This is a genomic window from Microbacterium trichothecenolyticum, assembly GCF_041938625.1.
GTDB lineage: Bacteria > Actinomycetota > Actinomycetes > Actinomycetales > Microbacteriaceae > Microbacterium > Microbacterium trichothecenolyticum_D.
In genome coordinates, this window is sequence record NZ_CP169427.1 from 2,910,637 (window position 1) to 2,924,993 (window position 14,357).

At 71.8% G+C, this 14,357-nt stretch carries 10 protein-coding genes; 6 read left to right on the top strand and 4 right to left on the bottom strand.

Annotated features, from left to right (window positions below; genetic code table 11):
- Nucleotides 1–7: 7 nt before the first annotated feature.
- From ACEYYH_RS13570 to ACEYYH_RS13580, 3 genes are read right to left on the bottom strand one after another with little or no spacing between them, the layout of a single operon-like run.
- Nucleotides 8–1,858: a thioredoxin domain-containing protein gene (locus tag ACEYYH_RS13570; RefSeq protein ID WP_374974885.1), complete on the bottom strand. Its 1,851-nt coding sequence runs from the start codon at nucleotides 1,856–1,858 to the stop codon at nucleotides 8–10.
- A 28-nt stretch (nucleotides 1,859–1,886) separates the two neighbouring features.
- Nucleotides 1,887–2,723, bottom strand: a complete 837-nt coding sequence (locus ACEYYH_RS13575) for an aldo/keto reductase (RefSeq protein WP_374974886.1) — start codon at nucleotides 2,721–2,723, stop codon at nucleotides 1,887–1,889.
- Between the two features lie 10 nt (nucleotides 2,724–2,733).
- Nucleotides 2,734–3,246: an ArsR/SmtB family transcription factor gene (locus ACEYYH_RS13580; RefSeq protein WP_374974887.1), complete on the bottom strand. Its 513-nt coding sequence runs from the start codon at nucleotides 3,244–3,246 to the stop codon at nucleotides 2,734–2,736.
- A 672-nt stretch (nucleotides 3,247–3,918) separates the two neighbouring features.
- On the opposite strand from ACEYYH_RS13580, the gene hrpA reads away from it, so the two are divergent.
- Together hrpA and ACEYYH_RS13590 are read left to right on the top strand one after the other, a co-directional pair.
- Nucleotides 3,919–7,845, top strand: coding sequence for an ATP-dependent RNA helicase HrpA (gene hrpA / locus ACEYYH_RS13585; RefSeq protein ID WP_374974888.1), 3,927 nt, complete (start codon nucleotides 3,919–3,921; stop codon nucleotides 7,843–7,845).
- A 29-nt stretch (nucleotides 7,846–7,874) separates the two neighbouring features.
- Nucleotides 7,875–8,816 carry a zinc-binding alcohol dehydrogenase family protein gene (locus ACEYYH_RS13590; protein WP_374974889.1) on the top strand — a complete coding sequence of 314 codons (942 nt, stop codon included), beginning with the start codon at nucleotides 7,875–7,877 and terminating at the stop codon, nucleotides 8,814–8,816.
- A gap of 26 nt (nucleotides 8,817–8,842) precedes the next feature.
- Here ACEYYH_RS13590 and ACEYYH_RS13595 read toward each other — a convergent pair whose 3' ends face one another.
- The gene (locus tag ACEYYH_RS13595; protein WP_374974890.1) at nucleotides 8,843–9,694 is read right to left on the bottom strand and encodes a sulfurtransferase; all 852 of its coding nucleotides are present in this window, start codon (nucleotides 9,692–9,694) and stop codon (nucleotides 8,843–8,845) included.
- A gap of 116 nt (nucleotides 9,695–9,810) precedes the next feature.
- Here ACEYYH_RS13595 and ACEYYH_RS13600 point away from each other — a divergent pair, with 116 nt between their 5' ends.
- Genes ACEYYH_RS13600 through ACEYYH_RS13615 form a run of 4 tightly spaced genes read left to right on the top strand, consistent with a single transcriptional unit; the run spans nucleotide 9,811 to nucleotide 14,352 of the window.
- Nucleotides 9,811–11,181 carry an O-acetylhomoserine aminocarboxypropyltransferase/cysteine synthase family protein gene (locus ACEYYH_RS13600; RefSeq protein ID WP_374974891.1) on the top strand — a complete coding sequence of 457 codons (1,371 nt, stop codon included), beginning with the start codon at nucleotides 9,811–9,813 and terminating at the stop codon, nucleotides 11,179–11,181.
- A 42-nt stretch (nucleotides 11,182–11,223) separates the two neighbouring features.
- On the top strand, nucleotides 11,224–12,216 hold the full coding sequence (locus ACEYYH_RS13605) for a Gfo/Idh/MocA family protein (RefSeq protein WP_374974892.1): 993 nt from the start codon (nucleotides 11,224–11,226) through the stop codon (nucleotides 12,214–12,216).
- Nucleotide 12,217: 1 nt separating this feature from the next.
- On the top strand, nucleotides 12,218–13,093 hold the full coding sequence (locus tag ACEYYH_RS13610) for an NYN domain-containing protein (RefSeq protein ID WP_116196510.1): 876 nt from the start codon (nucleotides 12,218–12,220) through the stop codon (nucleotides 13,091–13,093).
- Nucleotides 13,094–13,149: 56 nt separating this feature from the next.
- On the top strand, nucleotides 13,150–14,352 hold the full coding sequence (locus ACEYYH_RS13615; RefSeq protein ID WP_181911903.1) for an ROK family transcriptional regulator: 1,203 nt from the start codon (nucleotides 13,150–13,152) through the stop codon (nucleotides 14,350–14,352).
- The last annotated feature ends 5 nt before the right edge of the window (nucleotides 14,353–14,357 follow it).

Sequence of the window (14,357 nt, forward strand, 5' to 3'; positions counted from 1 at the left end):
CCGCGCCTCACGCCGTCAGGTCGGCGGCGTCGGTGACGGGGAGCCGGCACGCGAAGTCGCGGCAGTCGTAGGCGGTGGGGCGCCCGTCGCGCTGCCCCTTCTCGGCGAACAGCTCGAACCCCGCCTCGGCCCACGTGAGCGCCTGTTCCGGCGACACGATGCTCACGACATCGGCACGGATGCTGCGCGCCGCCGTCGCGAGCGCGCCTCGGGCGTCGTCCGTGACGACCACGACCTGCCGCGGAGGTTCGGCGATGCCCGCGGCGACCCGCAGGAGCGCGCCGTACGCGAGCGGCTGCGCAAGGGCGGCGGGAGCGTGGGCGGAGACCAGACGCTCGGCGGTCACCCGGTAGGTGTCACCCGCGCCCAGCACCCAGAGTGCCGCGGCCGCCTCCGCGACCGACGCAGCGCCAGACGGCTCGTCGGCGTCGGAGGCGGCGTCCGGTGCTCCGATCCCCTGCTGCGACAGCACCGGGTCTCCCCCGCCCGGAACCGCGACCCGGCCGTCGGCGCCGACGCAGGCGTCGACGAGGTCTCTGGCCCGCACGGCGTAGGCGACCTCGCCGGTGGCGACGGCGAGGGCGAGGAGGCCCGCGGCGAGTTGCCCGTGGTCCGCGAGCGTCGCATGGGCCCGCGACGCCACCTCGTCGAGCGAGGCGCGCAGCAGGCGTCCGTCCGCGGTGAGGTTGACGTCGAGCACGGCGTCGGCCGCCCACCGGGCCGCCTCGATCCAGGATGCCTCTGCCAGCCGCGCGCCCGCGCGCGCGAGTGCGCCGATCGCGAGGCCGTTCCAGCCGCTCACCACCTTGCCGTCGACGGCCGGAGGCGCGAGACCGGCCCGGTCCGCGGCATCCCGTGCGTAATAGCCGCCCTCGCTGCGAACGCCGTCGATCCACGACTCCGAGTCCTGTGCGGCGCCGAAGCCGCCGCCGGGCTGCTGCAGCACGTCCCGCAGGAAACCCGCGATGCCGCGAGCCACGTCTTCGCGGGACGGAACCGCGTCCATCGCGACGTCGAGCAGCTGCGCGTTGTCGGTCAGCATGCGCTCGTAGTGCGGCACCGTCCAGTCGGGTCGGGTCGCGTACCGGAAGAATCCGCCCTCCGCGGCGTCGCGGAGCGGCGACGCGGCCATCGCCGTGAGCGCACGGTCGGCGACCACGGATGCCTCGGCCGCCTGCTCGCGGACGACCCGCGTCTGCAGGAAGCGCAGCGCCGTCGCGACGGGGAACTTCGGGGCGCCCGCGGCGGGGTCGCCGAACCCGCCGTGACGCGGATCCTCCCGGTCCGAGAGCGCGTGGGCCGCATCGACCAGGTCGGCGGCGGACGGCGTCGTCGCCTCCGAGGCGGGCGAGGAGTCGCGGACCTCCGCGAGGGCCCGGGCGACAGCATCCGCCGTCTCGTCGATCTGATCGCGCCGCCCGGTCCAGGCCTCGTGGACGGCGGCGAGCACCTGCCGGAACGCGGGCATGCCCACACGGGGCTGCGGCGGGAAGTACGTGCCGGCGTAGAACGGCCGCCCCTCGGGCGTCGCGAACACGGTGAGCGGCCAGCCGAGGCTCGACGTGAACGCCGAAGCCGCCGCCATGTAGGCGGCGTCGACCTCAGGATGCTCCTCGCGGTCGACCTTGATCGACACGAACCCGGCATCGAGTTCGGCCGCCGTCGTCTCGTCTTCGAACGACTCCCGGGCCATCACGTGGCACCAGTGGCACGTCGAGTAGCCGATCGACACCATCACGGGCACGTCGCGGCGCCGCGCCTCGGCGAACGCCTCCTCGCCCCACGGAAACCACGCGACCGGATTGCCCGCGTGGGCTCTCAGGTACGGGCTCGTCGCTTCCGCGAGACGAGGGTTCACGGCATCCGCTCCCGCCGCTCGTGGGCGGTCAGTTGACCTCGTCGGGGTGCGCGCTGACGCGACCCGTGCCGTCGCCCGGCTCCATCGCGTCGATGGCGGCGATCTCGTCGGCGGTGAGTTCGAAGTCGAAGACGTCGAGGTTCTCCTCGAGCCGCTCGCGACGCACCGACTTCGGGAAGACGATGAAGCCCTTCTGCAGGTGCCAGCGCAGCACCGCCTGGGCCGGCGTCTTGCCGTGCGCCTTGGCCGCCGCGGCGACCGGCGCGGCGCCGAACAGGTCGTACTTGCCCTGGCCGAGCGGACCCCACGACTCGATCTTCACGTCGTGGGCGGCCGCCCAGTCGGTGATGTCGCGCTGCTGGTGGGCGGGGTGAAGTTCGATCTGGTTCACGGCCGGCATGACTCCCGTGGCCGACACGATCTTGTCGAGGTGCGCCACCAGGTGGTTCGAGACGCCGATGCTGCGCGTGAGACCCGCGCCGCGCAGCTCGATGAGCTTCTCCCACGCGTGCAGGTAGTTGTCGTGCGCGGGTGTCGGCCAATGCACCAGGTACAGGTCGACCTGCTCGAGCCCGAGCTTGGCGAGGCTCTCGGCGATCGCGGCGTTCGGCTCGTCGCCGTCGTGGCGGTCGTTCCAGAGCTTGGTGGTGATGTACAGCTCGTCGCGCGCGATGCCGCTCGCCGCGATGGCCGCGCCCACGCCCTCTTCGTTGCCGTAGATGGCGGCGGTGTCGATGTGGCGGTAGCCGACCTCCAGCGCCTCGGCGACGGCCCGCTCGGTGTCGGCCGGCGGCACCTTGAAGACGCCGTAGCCGAGCTGAGGAATCGTGTTGCCGTCGTTGAGGGTCACGCTGGGGACTGTCATGGTTCCCAGCCTAGAAGTCGAACTCGACCGCGGGGTCGTCCTGCGCGTGAGGTGGCGAATACGTGATCTCGATCGGCACGCGCAGCGGTGCGATGTCATCGGGGCTTCCGCAGGTCTGGAACGTGCGCTGCATACCCCTTCGGCCACGCCGGGGCGGCTTTCCCGGTCCGCGAAATGGAACCGGCGGGTAGGAAGGCAGAACTGCGAGCGGGTCGTACTTCTGGCCTGTATCGGGATTCCATCCGATCGCCCGGTTCAGTTTCGACCGTAGGTCTGCCACGGAAGCCTCGAGGCTCTCGAAGCCCCTGCGGTCGAGGCGGTACCACCGCCATTTCTCCTCCGCGCGCACGTCGACGTACCCCGCTTTGCGCAGCAGTCGCAAGTGCTTGGATACTGCGGTTCGGCTGATGCGGAACTCGACTCCCACCACATCTGCCAGCTGACCGGAAGTGTGCTCCCCACTGGCGAGGATCTCGATGAGGCGGCGCCGCACGGGTTCGGCCAGAGCTTCGAAGGGGTCCACGCATCGACGTTATGGTCGCCGCGGCCGAAGATCCTCGACGCGTGGTTGTTCTGTGGAAGGGATCCCGGTCGGCTGCGCCGGGGAGGAGTCTCCCGCCGTCACCTGCGCCACGAGCAATCGAAGAACCCGCGAACCCGGTGATCGCCCTGCGCGGGAGGTGAACATCTCCCTTTCAACTCGATGAACTTCCGGCTCACACGACACCACGGCGACGAATAGCCAGTGAACTTTCGGCTCACACGGGCCCAGAACCTCAACTGGCGCGCTTCGGAGGACCTCCGACGTACGTGCAGGGATACTGCGACCGGTCCTGCAACGTGCGGTCGGGCGCTCAACCCACAGCGGATGGCGGCCGCTACGACCCGGGTCCCGATTCATGTGAGCCGGAAGGTCGTCGTGGTTCGGAGGACGACCTACAGGCACGTGAGCCGATAGTTCATCGTGTTTCAACGTGGGCCTGCCAGTCGTGTGAGCCGGAAGTTCATCGTGTTTCAACGAGGCCTGCCAGTCGTGTGAGTCGGAGGTTCATCGTGGTCTCAAAGAGCCTGCCAGTCGTGTGAGCCGGAAGTTCATCGTCGTTTTCGGGAGGTTGCTGCCGGCGGTCCCCGGGACGACGTACAGCCCGGGTGGGGATCGCCCGGCGACCACCCGGACGGGATACGATCGAAGGCTATGTCCGCGCCCGAACCCGTCATCTCGTTTCCGCCGGAGCTCCCCGTCAGCGCCGCGCGCGATGAGATCGCGCGCGCCATCCGAGCCCACCAGGTGGTCATCGTCGCGGGCGCCACCGGTTCGGGCAAGACGACGCAGCTGCCGAAGATCGCGCTCGAGCTCGGACGCACGCGCATCGCGCACACCCAGCCGCGCCGGATCGCAGCACGCACGATCGCCGAGCGCATCGCGGAGGAGCTGCAGGTGCCGCTGGGCTCGACCGTCGGCTACAAGGTCCGCTTCACCGACAAGGTGTCGGACGACACGCGCATCGCGCTGATGACGGACGGGATCCTCCTCAACGAGATCCATCGCGATCGGCTCCTGCGCCGGTACGACATGGTCATCGTCGACGAGGCCCATGAGCGCTCACTCAACGTCGACTTCCTCCTCGGGTATCTGCGACGGATCCTGCCCAAGCGCCCCGATCTCAAGGTCGTCATCACGAGCGCGACGATCGACCCGGAGAGCTTCGCGAAGCACTTCGCGAAGCCCGACGGCACGCCGGCACCCATCATCGAGGTGTCGGGTCGCACGTATCCGGTCGAGATCCGCTACCGCCCGCCGGCGCGGCCCGCGAAGGGCGAGGACGAGTCCGACGACGTCGACGGCATCACCGCCGCCCTCCGCGAGCTCGACCGCGAATCCGCCGGCGACGTGCTCGTGTTCCTCCCGGGTGAGGCCGAGATCCGCGACGCCGCGGACGCCGTCCGCGGCATGTACGCGAAAGATGCCGCGCCCACCGAGGTGCTCCCCCTCTACGGGCGCCTCTCCGCGGCCGAGCAGCACCGGGTGTTCGAGCGGTCGCAGGTGCCCGGCATCCGTCGCCGTGTCATCCTCGCGACGAACGTCGCCGAGACCAGCCTCACGGTGCCGGGGATCCGGTACGTCGTCGACACCGGCACGGCGCGCATCTCGCGCTACAGCAACCGCAGCAAGGTGCAGCGCCTGCCGATCGAGGCGGTGTCGCAGGCCTCTGCGCAGCAGCGGTCGGGCCGCGCCGGCCGCACGAGCGACGGCATCGCGATCCGGCTGTACGCCGAGGATGACTTCGACACCCGGCCCGAGTTCACCGAGCCCGAGATCCTGCGCACCAGTCTGGCCTCGGTCATCCTGCAGATGCTGTCGCTGGGCTTCGGGGACATCTCGTCGTTCCCGTTCCTCACCCCGCCGGATTCGCGCGGTGTGAAGGCGGCACTCGACCTTCTCGTCGAGCTCGGGGCGGTCCGCATCGGGCGCGACCATCCGACACTCACCGACCTCGGCCGCGAGATCTCGCGGCTGCCGATCGACCCGCGGTTCGCCCGCATGCTCGTCGAAGCCCGTCGCACCGGCGTGCTGCGCGACGTGCTCGCGATCGTCGCGGGGATGTCGATCCAGGATGTGCGCGAGCGCCCCGAAGACCGCCGCGAAGAGGCCGACCGCCTGCACGCGCGGTTCACCGACCCGTCCAGCGACTTCCTCAGCCTGCTGAACCTCTGGAACCACCTGCAGGAGAAGCAGGCCGAGCTCGGCTCGAGCGCGTTCCGGCGCCTGTGCCGTGCCGAGCACCTCAACTACGTGCGGGTGCGCGAATGGGCCGACGTGCACCGTCAGCTCAGCGCGCTCGTGAACGCCCCGCGCAAAGCGGCGCCGGGCACTGCCGACCCCGACGAACTCCACAAGGCGATCCTGTCGGGGCTGCTCTCGCACCTCGGCATCATCGATGACCGCACCACGAGCACCGCGACGCGCGGCCGCCCCGGTTCCGACCGCGCCGATCAGCGTCGCGGCGCCGAGTACCTCGGCTCGCGCGGCACGCGTTTCGCGATCTTCCCGGGCTCCGGACTCAAGAAGAAGCGGCCGACCGCCGTCATGGCCGCCGAGGTCGTCGAGACCAGCCGCCTGTTCGCGCGCACCGTCGCGGCGATCGACCCGGCCTGGGCCGAACCGCTCGCGGGCGACCTCGCCAAGCGGTCGCTCAGCGAGCCGCATTGGTCGAAGGCGTCGGGAGCAGCGTCCGCCTACGAGAAGGTCACGCTGTTCGGGCTCGAGATCGTGCCGAAGCGCCGGGTGCAGCTCGCCCGGTTCGACCGGCCGTTCGCGCGCGAGCTCTTCCTGCGCCACGCGCTGGTGGAGGGCGAGTGGGACTCGTCGCATCTCGACAAGAAGCTCACGGCGTTCGAGCGCCGCAACCTCGAGCTGCGGCGACGCCTCGAGAAGATCGAGGAGCGCGAGCGCCGCCGCGACATCCTCGTCGGCGACGAGGCGGTCTTCCGCTTCTACGACGCCCGCATCCCGCGGGACGTCTTCGACGCGCGCTCCTTCGAGGCCTGGTGGAAGGATGCCTCGGCCCGCACGCCGCGCCTGCTCGACATGACCGAGGCCGACCTCGTCGACGAGGCGTCGCGCGGCGACGAGCGCGACTTCCCCGCGCGCTGGACGCAGGGCGACCAGGTGCTCTCGCTCGCCTACCGGTTCGAACCGGGCGCGGCCGACGACGGCGTGACGGCCGTCGTGCCGCTGGCGCTCCTCGCCCAGCTCCGGCCGGACGGCTTCGACTGGCAGGTGCCGGGGATGCGCGACGAGCTCATCACGGCGCTGCTCCGGTCGCTCCCGAAGGCGATCCGCCGGCACGTGGTGCCCGCCGCGGACTGGGCGGCGACCTTCGCCGCCGACCTCGCCGGTCACGGCCCGGAAGCCCACGACGGCCTGCCGCCGATGCCGCTCCGCGACGCCCTGGCGACGCGCATCCAGCGCGTCGCCGGCCAGCCGGTCACCGCCGCCGACTTCGAGATGGAGCGGGTGCCCGGTCACCTGCAGGTCTCGTTCCGCGCCGTCGACGAGCGCGGGCGCGCTGTCGGCTCCGACCGCGATCTCGCCGGGCTGCAGGCGCGGCTCGCCGACCGGGCGCGGGCGTCCGTGTCCCGTTCGCTCACGGCACCCGCCCCCGCGAGCGGACGCGGCCCCCGCCCGGGGAAGGGTCCCGCGCCCCGCCCCGGCAGCACGCCCGGCACCGCGCAGCAGCCCGAGTCGACGTTCGCCGAGCGCACCGGACTCACCGACTGGACGTTCGGCGACCTGCCGGACGTCGTCGACACGAAGGTCGCGGGCGGTGTCGTGCGCGGCTACCCCGCGATCGTCGACGAGGGCGCCTCGGTCGCGCTGCGCATCGAGACCACGCCGGAGGCAGCGGCCCGCGCGACGAAGGCCGGCGTTCGGCGACTCGTGCTGCTGTCGGTCGCATCGCCCTCGGCGTATGTGCTCGAACACCTGACGTCCGCCGAGAAGCTCGCGCTCGCAGCATCCCCGTATCCGTCCGCGAAGGCGCTCATCGAGGACGGCCGCGTGGCGGTGGCGGATGCCGTCATCGCGCGCACCGCTCCCGACGCCGCGGTGCGCACGCGCGCCGGCTTCGAGGCGGTGCGCGACGCGCTCTCGGCCGTGGTGGTCGACGAGCTGTTCCAGACCGTGTCGCTGACCGCCCGCATCCTCACCGCCGCCCGCGACGTGGAGCGCGCGATGCGCGGCGCGAACTCGCTGACGCTGCTCGGCGCGCTCAACGATGTGAAGGGCCAGCTCGCCGGCCTGGTGTTCCCCGGCTTCGTCTCGCGCACCGGCATCGCGCGGCTCGCCCAGCTGCCGCGGTACCTGCGCGGCGCGCTCGACCGCGTGCGCACCCTCACCGACAACCCCGGCCGCGATCGTCAGCGCATGACCGAGTTCGAGCGGGCCGCCACCGTGTTCGCCGAGGCGGGTGGCGTCATCCCGCCCGCTGATGACGCCCCGGGTCCGCTCGCCCACGCCCGGTGGCTCCTCGAGGAGTACCGTGTGAGCCTGTTCGCGCAGTCCCTCGGCACGGCCGAGCCCGTATCGCTGCAGCGGATCCAGAAAGCCTTGAGGGAATAGCCGCCTCGACGACAGGAGTTGCCCCCGTCATGACCACTGCGATCGCGTACACCGAGTTCGGGGACCCCGAGGTCCTTCACGAGATCCCCGTCCCCGAGCCGGTACCCGCTGCCGGTCAGCTCGCGATCCGCGTCACGGCGGCCGGCGTCAATCCGATCGACGCCAAGCTCCGCTCGGGCCGGCGGCCGTCGGCCGAGATCACCGACCCGCGACGCGTCGGCGCAGACGGCGCAGGGGTCGTGACCGGCGTCGGCGAAGGCGTCGACGGCTTCCGCGTCGGCGATCCCGTCGTCTTCGCGAGCACCATCGGTGCGTACGCGACCGACCTCACGGTGCCCGCCTCCCACGTGTTCCCGCGGCCGCCCGGGGTGAGCGCGGCCGAGGGCGCCGCGCTCGGCATCCCGGTGGGCACGGCGTATCAGGCGCTCCGCTCGCTCGCGGTGGGCCACGGCGACACCGTGCTCGTGCACGCCGGGTCGGGCGCGGTCGGCCAGGCACTCATCCAGTTCGCCGTGCTGTGGGGCGCGACCGTCGTCGCGACGTCGTCCGAGGGCCGCTTCGACCGCGTCCGCGAGCTCGGCGCGATCCCGGTCGCCTATGGTGCGGGGCTCGCCGATCGCGTGCGCGCGGTCGCTCCCCAGGGCGTGACCGTCGCCATCGACGCCGCCGGCACCGACGAGGCCCTCGACACCTCGCTCGAGCTGGTCGCCGACCGTCAGCGCATCGCGACGCTTGTACGGGGGCGGGATGCTGCGACCCTCGGCATTCGCGCCTTCTCGGGCGGCTCGCCCGAGCCTCTCACCGCGCAGCAGCAGGTGTGGCGCACCGAGGCCGTGCCGGTCGTGCTCGCGCTCATCGCCGCGGGGCGCTTCTCGGTCGAGCTCGGCCCGTCGTTCGCGCTCGCCGACGCCGCCGACGCGCATCGCGCGCTCGAGTCGGGCGTGGCAGGCAAGATCACGCTCGTCCCGTGACCCGGTCGGGCCGGTGACCGCGCCCGTCACACCGAGCCGGTGACCTCCGCAGGCGCCGAGCCGGTCGCGACCGGCCTGCCGGGCGTGTTCGACCACTGGCTCCACGAGCCGGGGTAGATCGTCAGCTCGAGCCCGGCGCGCTCTGCCGCGAAGACCGCCTGCGCGGCGGTGACGCCCGATCCGCAGTACGCCGCCGCGGTCACACCGTCGCCGACGCCGACCGTGGCGAACAGAGCGCGCAGGGTCGCAGCATCCCGGAATCGGTCGCCGTCCATGTACGCACCGGTCGGGAGGTTCACGGCGCCGGGGATGTGGCCCGCGATCGGGTCGATCGGCTCGACCTCGCCGCGGTAGCGCTCGGCGGCGCGCACATCGATGAGCACGCCCGACGCGGCGAGCGCGGCGGCCTCGTCGATCGAGAGCACGGGCTCGGCGATGGGGGCGAGCGTCACGGCGCCCGGTGCGGGGGTGACGGGTCCGGACTCGAGTGGCAGACCCGCCGCGGTCCAGGCGCCGAGGCCCCCGTCGAGGATGCGCACGTCGGCGATGCCGGAGCGGGTCAGCAGCCACCAGGCGCGGGAGGCGCCGAGGGCGCGATCGTCGTCGTACACGACCACGGTGTCGCCGTCGTCGATGCCCCAGCGGCGCGCGGCCGCCTGCAGCGCCCCGAGCGGCGGGAGCGGATGCCGCCCCTCGTCGGCCCGGCCGTGCTGCGAGAGTTCGGTCTCCATGTCGACGTACACGGCGCCCGGCACATGGCCCTCGAGGTGCTCTGCCGTGCCGTCCGGGCGGTCGAGCCGGTAGCGCACGTCGAGCACGCGCACCGGGGCCGACCGGAGGAGGTCGTCGAGTTCTGCAGGGGTGATCAGCTGCGCCACCCGACCCATTCTCGCGTGCCCGCGCGCTATCGGCTCCTGGGCGGCTCAGGGCCGCCGGCGCAACAGTTCGACACACGAAACACCGCCGCGGGCGCCTCGGCTCGACAATGGTGGGCATGCCTGAACAGACTCGTCCTGCCGCCCCTCGCTCGTTCGCGACGGCGCAGGTGCAGGCCGGGTTCGACTCCGGCATCGCGGAGAACACCGCCATCCCGTCCATCCACCAGTCGAACGGGTTCGAGTTCCGCTCGCTCGCCGAGGCACGCGACCTCTTCGCGCTGCGCAAGGACGGCAACATCTACAGCCGCGCGGCGAACCCGACGGTGCTCGTGTTCGAACGCCGCGTCGCCGAGCTCGAGGGCGGCATCGCCGCAGCGGGTGTGGCATCGGGCCAGGCGGCCGTGGCCGTGGCTCTGCTGGCTCTCGCGAAGCAGGGCGAGCACATCGTCGCCGCCCGGCAGCTGTACGGGGGCACCGTCGACCTGCTGCAGGACACCTTCGCCGACTGGGGCATCGAGGTGACGTTCGTCGACCAGGACGACCTCGACGCGTGGCGCGCCGCCGTGCGTCCGACCACGCGGGCACTCTTCGCCGAGTCGATCTCGAACCCGATCGCGCAGGTGCTCGACCTCGGTGCCGTCGCCGCCGTCGCCAAGGAGGCCGGCGTGCCCCTGGTGATCGACAACACCGTCGCGACGCCGTATCTGCAGCGCGCGAAGGACTTCGGCGCCGATATCGTCGTGCACTCCGCCACCAAGTTCCTCGGCGGCCACGGCACGTCCCTCGGCGGCGTTGTCGTCGACCTCGGCACCTTCGACTTCACCGCTCAGCCCGCGCGCTGGCCGCAGCTGACGCAGACGTACCCGCGTGTGCCGGACGGCAGCCTCGTCGAGCGCTTCGGCGAGACCGGGTCCCCATACATCGCGCTCGTCAAGACCAAGTACGTCCACGACCTCGGCCCGTCGCTCTCGGCCTTCAACGCCTTCCAGCTGCTGCAGGGCCTCGAGACGCTCGACCTGCGCATGGAGCGCCACACCGCGAGCGCGCTCACGGTCGCCCGGTTCCTCGAGTCCCACCCGGCCGTCTCGCGCGTGCACCACCCCGGCCTGGAGTCGAGCCCGTGGCATGCGCAGGCCGAGGCGTACCTCCCTCACGGGGTGAGCTCGGTGTTCGCGTTCGACCTCCCCGCGACGGGCGACCCCGAGGCGGACTTCCGGCTGGTCGAGGAGTTCATCTCACGCCTGCAGGTGATCCGCTTGGTCGCGAACATCGGCGACGCGCGCAGCCTCGTCGCGCACCCGTCGTCGATGACGCACAGTCACATGTCGCCGACGCAGCTCTCCGAGGCGCACATCGGCCCGACCACGGTGCGCCTGTCGATCGGCCTCGAGGACGCCCGCGACCTCGTCGACGACCTGGCCCGTGCTCTGGACCAGCTCGCCCTCACCGCCGACCGCGCAGACCTCGCGGAGAGCCTCGCCCGCTAGTCGTCCGGGCGCCGGCGGTATCGCGCCGCTAGCCTCGTGTTCATGACTTCGCCCTCCTCCCCCCGCTGGGGGATCCTCGGACCGGGCGGCATCGCCCGAGCCTTCACCACCGACCTGCGCACCGCGGGGCTCGACGTCGCCGCCGTGGGTTCGCGGCGCCGCGAGACCGCCGAGGCGTTCGCCGCCGACTTCGGGATCCCGCACGCCCACGGCTCGTACGAGGAGCTCGTCGCCGATCCCGACGTCGACATCGTCTACATCGCGACACCGCACCCGATGCACGCGGCGAACGCTCTGCTGGCACTCGAGGCGGGCAAGCACGTGCTGGTCGAGAAGGCGTTCACCCTCAACGCCGCAGAGGCCGCGGCGGTGCGCGACGCGGCGGCGGAGCGCGGTCTCCTCGCCATGGAGGCGATGTGGACGCGGTACCTTCCCCACATGGTGCGCATCCGCGAACTCGTGGAGGCGGGCGCCCTCGGCGAGGTCCGTGCCGTCACCGCCGACCACACGCAGCGCCTGCCCTCCGATCCCGAACACCGGATCAACGCGCTGGAGCTCGGCGGTGGCGCCCTCCTCGACCTCGGGATCTACCCCGTGTCCTTCGCGTGGGACATCCTCGGCGAGCCGCTCTCCATCGCCGCGGCGGCCCGCATCGGCGACGCGGGATCCGACACGGAGGTCGCGACGATCATGACGCACGCCTCTGGCGCCCTGTCGACCTCCCTCTCCGCTTCTCGCGGCGCCGGCCCCAACACCGCGACGATCATCGGCACCGAAGCCCGCATCGACATCGACAGCGTCTGGTACTCGGCCACGTCGTTCCGCCTCGTCGGCCCTGACGGCGCGGTGCGCGAGGAGTTCCGCTCCGACATCGAGGGCCGTGGCATGCAGTACCAGGCGCTCGCCGCCGAGCGGTACCTCGCCGAAGGCCGCACCGACTCGGACGTCCTGCCGATCGACGAGTCCGTCGCGATCATGGCCACCCTCGACGAGATCCGCGATCTCGTCGGCGTCCGCTACCCCGGTGAGGAGTGACATGCCCGACCTGCTGAGCCCGCGCGTCGCGGTGTACCTGGACTTCGACAACATCGTGATGTCGTGGTACGACCGCGTCCACGGCAAGAACTCCTACTCCCGCGACCGCCAGAAGATCGCGACGGATGCTGCGAACCCCGAGATCGCCGAGCGCCTCGCCGCCGCGACGATCGACGTCGGCGCCATCATCGACTACGCGACGTCGTTCGGCACGCTGGTGCTCACCCGGGCGTACGCGGACTGGTCGGCGCCCGTGAACGCCGAGTACCGGTCGCAGCTGGTGGCCCGCGCCGTCGATCTCGTGCAGCTCTTCCCCGCCGCGGCGTACGCGAAGAACGGCGCCGACATCCGCCTGGCGGTGGACGCCGTCGAAGACATGTTCCGCCTCCCCGACCTGACGCACGTCGTGATCGTCGCCGGCGACTCGGATTACGTGCCCCTCGCGCAGCGGTGCCGTCGCCTCGGGCGCTTCGTCGTCGGCGTCGGCGTGGCGGGCTCCACCGCCAAGTCCCTCGCCGCGGCGTGCGACCAGTTCGACTCGTACGACGCACTCCCGGGTGTCGCGGCTCCGTCGTCGGGGAAGAAGGACGCTGAGCCCCCGCGTGCGTCCGGCAGTCGGCGCGCCAGGAAGGCCGCGGTCGACCCGACCGAGTCGCTCCTCGAGCGCGCGCTGCGCCTGGAGAGCGACAAGGAAGGCGTGGAATGGCAGCACGCCTCGGCGGTGAAGAGCCTCATCAAGCGACTCGACCCGTCGTTCAGCGAGAAGGCCCTCGGCCACAAGAGCTTCTCGGAGTTCGTGAAAGCACACCCGGGCGTCGCCGAGGTCGACGAGTCGGGCAACATCGTCCTCATCCGCCTCGCCGCCGATCGGCGCTGACTTTCCGTGAACCCATAGCCGACCTGGGAAATCGGCTGTGGGATACAGTGTGACCTGTGGCACGCCGTCAAGCCCCCCCGGGCTCGCAGACCTCGCTCCGCGAGGCCAATCGCGCGCGCGTCATCGAGTCGCTGAAGCGCCACGGCCGGCTCACTCAGATCGAGCTCGCCGGCAGCACCGGCCTCTCACCCGCCACGGTCTCGAACATCGTCAAAGAGCTGACGGCGTCCGGCCTCCTGCACACGTCGTTCACGACGAGCAGCGGCCGTCGCGCGACCCTCGTGTCGCTCGCCCGCCGCCTCGGCCTCGTCGCGGGCGTGCACTACAGCTCTCGGCAGCTCCACATCGCGATCGCCGACACCGCGCGCACCATCGTGACGCAGTCCTCGCTGCCGCTCCCCCTCGACCACCGCCACGACTCCGAGCTCGACCGCCTCGCGCTGCTGCTCGGCGACATGATGGAGTCCCTCGGCGGGTCCATCTCCGACCTGCTCGGCGTGGGGCTCGCACTTCCCGCGCCCATCGATCCCCGCACCGGCATGGTCTCGACCCCGGGGCTGCTGCGGGGCTGGGAGAACGTCGACGTCGCCGAGAGCCTCGCGATCCGCATCGGCCGCCCCGTGCACGTCGACAGCGAGGCGAACCTCGGCGGGCTGGCCGAGGCCCGCGAGGGCAACGGACGCTCCGCCGCGTCGTCGGTCTTCATCCGCGTCGGGCACACCATCAGCGCCGGGCTCATCGTGAACGGGGACCTGTTCCGCGGCGTCAACGGCAAGGCCGGGCAGATCGGCCACGTGACGCTCGACGAGAACGGCCCCATCTGCCGCTGCAGCAATCGCGGATGCCTCGAGACCTACGCCGGCGGACCCGCGCTGCTGTCGCTCTTCCCGCCGAGCGAGGGCATGCACCGCCTCGGCGACCTGCTGCACGCCGCCGAAGCCGGCGACGGCGCGGCACGCCGTGTGATCGCCGACGCCGGCCGCCACATCGGAATCGCCGCCGCGAGCCTGTGCAACCTCTTCGACCCCGAGCTCATCGTCGTGGGCGGCGAACTCGGCCAGGCCGGCGAGATCCTCATGGCACCCATGCGTCACTCGCTCGAGCGCACCGCGCTCCCGTCCGCCGACGGCCTGCCCGAGATCGTGGGCGCTTCTTTCGGCGAGTGGGCCGAGACGCGCGGCGCCATCGCGATCGCCCTCGACCACGTCACGGTCGACGCCCAGCTTCCGACTGCACCGTCGCTGCCCATCACCGCATAGGCTCG

Bases quoted from the DNA above. Each gene is read 5' to 3' on its own strand.
- ACEYYH_RS13575 (WP_374974886.1), bottom strand. From the start codon at position 2,723: ATGACAGTCCCCAGCGTGACCCTCAACGACGGCAACACGATTCCTCAG.
- hrpA (WP_374974888.1), top strand. From the start codon at position 3,919: ATGTCCGCGCCCGAACCCGTCATCTCGTTTCCGCCGGAGCTCCCCGTC.
- ACEYYH_RS13590 (WP_374974889.1), top strand. From the start codon at position 7,875: ATGACCACTGCGATCGCGTACACCGAGTTCGGGGACCCCGAGGTCCTT.
- ACEYYH_RS13600 (WP_374974891.1), top strand. From the start codon at position 9,811: ATGCCTGAACAGACTCGTCCTGCCGCCCCTCGCTCGTTCGCGACGGCG.
- ACEYYH_RS13605 (WP_374974892.1), top strand. From the start codon at position 11,224: ATGACTTCGCCCTCCTCCCCCCGCTGGGGGATCCTCGGACCGGGCGGC.
- ACEYYH_RS13610 (WP_116196510.1), top strand. From the start codon at position 12,218: ATGCCCGACCTGCTGAGCCCGCGCGTCGCGGTGTACCTGGACTTCGAC.